Origin of the sequence: Pseudomonas protegens, from assembly GCF_003732485.1 — a bacterium.
Lineage (GTDB): Bacteria > Pseudomonadota > Gammaproteobacteria > Pseudomonadales > Pseudomonadaceae > Aquipseudomonas > Aquipseudomonas protegens_B.
In genome coordinates this window covers 68,243-74,345 of sequence record NZ_MOAK01000092.1, presented here as the reverse complement: position 1 = coordinate 74,345, position 6,103 = coordinate 68,243, and the positions used below count along the sequence as shown (strand labels likewise).

2 protein-coding genes are annotated in these 6,103 nt (G+C 65.2%); both read left to right on the top strand.

The annotated features are described in order from the left end of the window. The coding region (gene fabD, locus BLX41_RS37015) for an ACP S-malonyltransferase (RefSeq protein WP_259745506.1) at window positions 1-1,137 on the top strand (1,137 nt) is incomplete at its 5' end. Between the two features lie 26 nt (window positions 1,138-1,163). Further along, the coding region (locus BLX41_RS32730; protein ID WP_259745505.1) for a beta-ketoacyl synthase N-terminal-like domain-containing protein at window positions 1,164-6,103 on the top strand (4,940 nt) is incomplete at its 3' end.

Sequence of the window (6,103 nt, the reverse complement as noted above, 5' to 3'; positions counted from 1 at the left end):
CAGAATATTCGTGACCGCGCCTTGCCGACGATCCACGCGGTGCTGAGCCCGTTCGGGCGCGACCTGGAAAAATTCGACGAGGTGCTGACCCTGGGCCGGGCCTTGCAGCCGCTGCCGGCCAAGGCCGAGGCCGAGGCGATAGCCGTGCCAGTGCCGCCAGTGGTGGCCCCCGAGCCGAGCCCGGTTGCGGCTCCGCTACAGGCAGCCGCGCATGCGGTCTTTGAGGTGCAGCAGCCGAGCCGCCTGGTACAGCGTCCCTCGGCGCCATTGGCGTCCGGGCCGAAGCAGGTCTATGTGTTTCCTGGGCAGGGCTCCCAGCGGCTGGGCATGGGCGCCGAGCTGTTCGAGCAGTTCCCCGAACAGGTGGCGCAAGCGGACCGCATTCTGGGCTATTCGCTGAAAACCCTGTGCCTGGAAGACCCCGAGCAACAACTGTCCAACACCCGCTTCACGCAACCGGCGCTCTACACCGTCAGTGCCCTGGCGTTCCTGGCCAAACAGCAGGCCGACCCGCGCAAAGCCGACTTTCTCGCCGGTCACAGCCTGGGGGAATACTGCGCGCTGTTTGCCGCGGGGGCTTTCTCTTTCGAAACCGGGTTGAAGCTGGTGAAAAAACGCGGCGAACTGATGGCACTTGCCAGCGGCGGCGGCATGGCGGCGGTGATTGGCCGCAGCCCTGAGGAGGTCAATTCGCTGCTGGTGCAGCACGGCCTCGGCGCTCTGGACGTCGCCAACTACAACTCGGCGTCCCAGGTGGTACTGGCCGGGCCCGTCGAGGCACTCAGCCATGCGCAGGAAATCTTCCAGGCGCTGGATATTACCTTTGTGGTGCTGCCGGTCAGCGCGCCGTTCCACTCCCGCTACATGCACAGCGCTATGGGCGCCTTTGGCGACTACCTCGCGACGTTCGACTATTCGCCGCTGCACACCCCGGTGATCGCCAACATCAACGCCGCGCCGTATCGGGACCAGGACCTGGTGGCCAACCTGACCCGGCAAATCTGCGGCTCGGTGCGCTGGCTCGACACCGTGCAGTACCTGATGCGCCAAGGGACCTTCGAATGCGAGGAGCTCGGGCCAGGCGAGGTGTTGACCAAGCTGGTCAAGAGCGTGCAAAACACCGCCGCCTTTTCGTGACAGCACTCGCCAATGGACGCCTTGTCATGGAAAGGACTATGAACGCCAGTTTCACCGATCAGTTGTTTGTCATCGCCAGTGTGCTGAGCCTGGAAAGCCGGCAGTTGATCTCGCGCCAGGCCATCAACCAGCCGTTCGACTTTGCGCCTTTTGTCGCCGCGGCTGCGGTCAATCCCGGGCCGCTGCGGGTGACCTTTGATGGCCTGAAAGCGTTTGGCTGGTTGAGCCAGCCCAGTGCCGAGCAGTATTTCTTCACTGGCCGGGCCTCGGCTATCGGCGCGCTGCCCGCGCAGGTGATCGAACTGTTTTCCTGGTTGGCGCCGCAGCGATTGCCACATGGGGATGACCTGCCGTCCCTGCGGCGTTGGCTGGCGCTGTCGGCGCTGGACTGGAATCTGCACTGTCCCGGGTTTGTTCATGGGCTGAACCAGTTGCTGTCGCTGGTGCTGTTACGCCGCTTGCAACTGCACGGGGCGATTGACCTCGACAGCGGACGGGTTGATCTGCGGCGCATCGACCATGAGCCGGTCGACCCCGATGGTATTCGCCTGTTGAGTGACTTTCTGCGCCGCCAACAGTGGATTCGCCGCCAGGAGCGGCACCTGGTGCTGAACCCGCAGCATCGAGCCTGCCTGGCAGAACGGCTGAGCGAGCCGTTCCTGGCTTACTACGCCAGCCTGCCGGCCACCCTCGAAGACTTGCTGTTCAGTCAGGGCCAGCCATGGGCAGAGGTGTTGCAATGGCTCAAGGGGGCAGGGGAGCTGCAGATCTGGCCGGGGGATCGGCCGGCGCTTGAGCGGCTGCTGGGCGAGATCTTCGATGCGCAGCCTTTGTCCTCGCAGCCGGACTGGATAGTCGGCTTCGGCCGCCATCCCGGGGTTTGCTTGAGTGAGCTGTGGCAATGGTTGCGACAACACAGCGCGCGGGGCCAGGTGCTGGACAGCCAGCCGCTGCGCTGGCTGGTGCTGGAGGAGGTGCTGGCGGGCGACCCGCAGTCCCTGCGCCAGCGTCTGCGCGACGCGGGTGTCGCGGCCACTGATCGGGTGATGTGGCTGGCTATCGGCCAGCAGAATCTGCAACCGCTGGAACCGCTCTCGACGCCACAGTTGCCACTGCCTGCGCAGCGCTTCTACCTGGGTTTCGACGGCTCGGCGGTGCCGGGCGCCACGGTGCTGGGCAACCTGCAGCATTCGGCCAAAGCACTGGCCGCGTTGATCGGCGATCAACCGCTGGTGCTCAGCGAACGCCACTGGCGCCCGGACGGGCCTGTGGCGGATCACTTTGCCTGTTACTACCCGGTTGAGGCGGCGCAGTACCTGATGGCCCTGGCAGGGGCCGGGTTGTTTGCCGATCCGGGGATGCTGCACACGCAGCTCCAGGAGGGCGTCGACTGCGTGGCCAGCAGTGGCTGCTACAGGGCGCGTGATTATCAGGTGCGCCACGTGACGCTCGCCGACATGCCCGCGCTGCTGACCCTCGAACACGCCTGCTGGCCCGAAGGCGGCCGGGTCGATGAAGCCATCCTCCGGCGCCGCTTGAGCCAGGACCCCGCCGGGCAACTGGCATTGGAGTTCAGGGGCGAGTTGGTGGGGGTGATCTATTCCCAGCGCATCGCCCATAGCGACGGGTTGTTCAGGGTGGATTTCGCCAGCGTCGACCAGCTGTTTCACGGCAAGGGCAGCACCGTCCAGATCCAGAGCCTGAACATTCTGCCGGCGCATCAGTACAGCGGTTACGGCGATCAGTTGCTGGAGTTCATGCTGCAATATTGCACCCTGCGCCATGGCGTCGACACCGTGGTCGGGGTGACTCGCTGCAAGGACTATCCCAAGTACCGCCATCTGACCCTGGCGGACTACATCCACAGCCGTGACGCGCGCGGCGAGCTGCTGGACCCGGTGCTGCGTTTCCACGAGTTGCACGGTGCCGGTATCGAGCGCCTGGTGGCCGGGTATCGTCCCGCCGATGCCGACAATGACGGGCATGGGGTTCTGGTGCGCTACCACCTGGCTCGCCGTCAGCCCCAGAAGGCTGCAGCGCTCACCGCCATGGCCGCTCAGCCAACCATCGCCATCGACGACGCCGTGCGCCAGAGCATCAATCATTGCCTGGGGCACGCCCGAGACAGCCGGGTGTCGCCGCGCCACAGCCTGATGGAACTGGGGCTAGACTCAGCCGACCTGCTAGGACTCAGTGAACAGTTGGGCATGACCTTGGGACTGCCCCTGGAGCCCAGCTTCTTCTTTCGCCACAACAACGTGGAAACAATCATCGCCGCGCTGCAAGAACGCCGCGCACCCCAGGGGCCGTCGCCCATCGACACTCAGGCAGCCCCAGGCGAAACCGAGCCGCCAACGCCTGCCGGCATGGACCCTGACTTTGCGGTGATCGGCATCAGCGGGGTATTCCCCGGTGGAGAGTTGCAGGGGTTCTGGGGGGCGATTCGCAATAGCCTCGGGCAGATCCGCCCGGTGCCCGGCGAGCGCGCCATGGCCGGACCGGTGGCGGGCTACATCGATGGGATCGAGTGTTTCGATCATGGTTTTTTCGCCGTCTCGGCGGCAGAAGCGGCGCTGATGGACCCGCAGCAGCGCTTGCTGTTGCAGCATGCCTGGCTGGCGCTGGAGGATGCCGCCATCGCGGCGCCTGACTTTGCCCGCCACCCCACGGGGGTATTTGTCGCAGCAGCGCCGAGCGAGTACCGCGAGGTCGTCGAGCTGCCCCGCACCAGCCCGTTTCTGCTGACGTCGTCTTCGCCGTGCATGTATGCCAATCGGATTTCCTGGTTTCTCGACCTGCGCGGGCCCAGCGAATATTGCAACACTGCCTGCTCGTCGGTGCTGGTGGCGCTGCATCGGGCCATGCAGGCGATCCGGGCCGGCGAGTGCCGACAGGCGCTGGTGGGCGCGGTCAACCTGCTGCTGTCGCCTGATGAAACGGCCGGCTACCGGCAGATGGGATTTCTCAGCGAACAGGCGCAAACCCGCTCATTCCAGGCCGGGGCCGATGGTTATGTGCGCTCCGAAGGCGTGGGCGTGTTGTTGCTCAAGCCACTGGCCGATGCCCTGCGTGACGGTGACCGGATTCATCTGAAGATTAAGGGCAGCGGAGTCGGCCATGGTGGGCGCGGGCTTTCGCTGACCGCCCCCGATCACGACGGCCTGCAAGCGGCAATGGTTGCCGCTTACCGCAGCGCCAGGGTGACACCCGACAGTGTCAGCTATGTGGAGGCCCATGGCACCGGCTCGGCGATGGGCGATGCCATCGAGGTCGACGCGATCCAGGCGGCACGCTGTCAACTAAGTGCTGGCAGGCAAGCCGGCACGCCCTGGAACATCAGTACCTTGAAACCGCTGATCGGGCATTGCGAGCTGGCCTCTGGCATGGCGGCCTTGTTCAAGGTGATCGATGCCGTGCAACAGCGGTATCTGCCGGGAATCCCGGGGTTGCAGCAACTGGGCCCGGCCATCAGGCTCGACCCGCAGCAACTGTCCCTTGCTCCCGAGAACCGGCCATGGCCGGCCCTCAAGGATGGGCAGGGGCAGGCATTGCCACGTCGGGCCAGCATCAACAGCTATGGCTTTGGCGGCGTCAGCGCCCATCTGGTGGTGGAAGAGTTTATCGCCCAGCCCCGACAGACGCCTGCGGCGACCGGGCTGCAACTGATCCTGTTGTCGGCACAAGATGCACAACGGCTGCGGGAGCAGGCGGGGCGCTTGAGTCAGGCTATCGGCCAGCTGGCACCGGTGTGTCTGGCCGACATCGCCTACACCTTGCAAGTGGGGCGCACAGCAATGGCTTGCCGCTGGACCTGCCTGGTGGACAGCGTCGCTGCTCTGCAACAGCAGCTTTCTGAGCTGGCCCAAGGTTTACGCGACGACCTGGTGCAGGTTGACGAGCAGGCGAGCGTTGTTGACGCCGCGCTGGCCCAGGCACTGGCGCAACCGGACTGGCCGGCATTGGCCGAATACTGGCGGCAGGGGGGGACGCTGGATTGGCACAGTCTGGCGCGCCAGGGGCAGCCCCGGCGCATTGGCCTTCCGGGCTACCCCTTTGCCCGACAGCGCCATTGGTTGGCGCCGCGACGGATTGCCACCCATCAGCCGGCTGACCCCGGCACCGCGCCGCCAGCGAACAGCTTGCGCCGGGTCCTTGCCCAAGTGCTGGGTTGTGATCCGCAGAGCCTGGCAGGTTGCGAGTCACGGAGCCTGGCCAGCCTGGGCCTCAACTCCCTGGGCGCGGTGGGCCTCAAGGCCAGGCTGGAACAGCAACTGCACGTGTCGCTCTGCCTGGCACAACTGAGCCCGTACTTGAGTCTCGCCGAGGTCGAAGCCAATCTGGCGGCCCGCGAACCTCATGCGCATGCTCAAGCCGGACCGGTATTGCAGCCGGCCCCCAACGCTGCCCATCAACCTTTTGCACTCAACGACATCCAGCAATCGTTCCTCTCGGGACGCACACTGCTGGCTGAGGCTGAACGGGTCGGTTGCCATATCTACCTGGAATTCGACTGGCCGGAACTGGATGTCTACCGGCTCAATCAGGCGTGGAATCGACTGTTGCTGCAGCACGATGCGCTGCGGCTCCGGGTGCTGGATGACGGCCGGCAACAGGTCGGCGAAGCCAAGCCTTATGGTTTCAACATCCGTGACCTGCGCCGCTGCGATCCCCTGGACCGCGAACGTTCCCTGGCGGCGCTGCGCGGATCGATGTCGCACAAGGTGTATCTGGCCGGCGACGACAGGCTCTTTGAAGTCGCCGTGTCGCTGCTGGATCGACAACACAGCCGGGTGCACTTGAGCATTGACGAGTGGATTGTCGATGCCACGTCCCTGGAGGTGCTGCTGCAGCAGTGGTTGATGTGGTATCGGGAGCCTGATGCCACGCTGGCGGATCAGGGGGTGTCGTTGCGTGACTATCAGCGGGCGCTGGAGTCTTGCAAAGACTCACCGCGCTATCGGCGCGA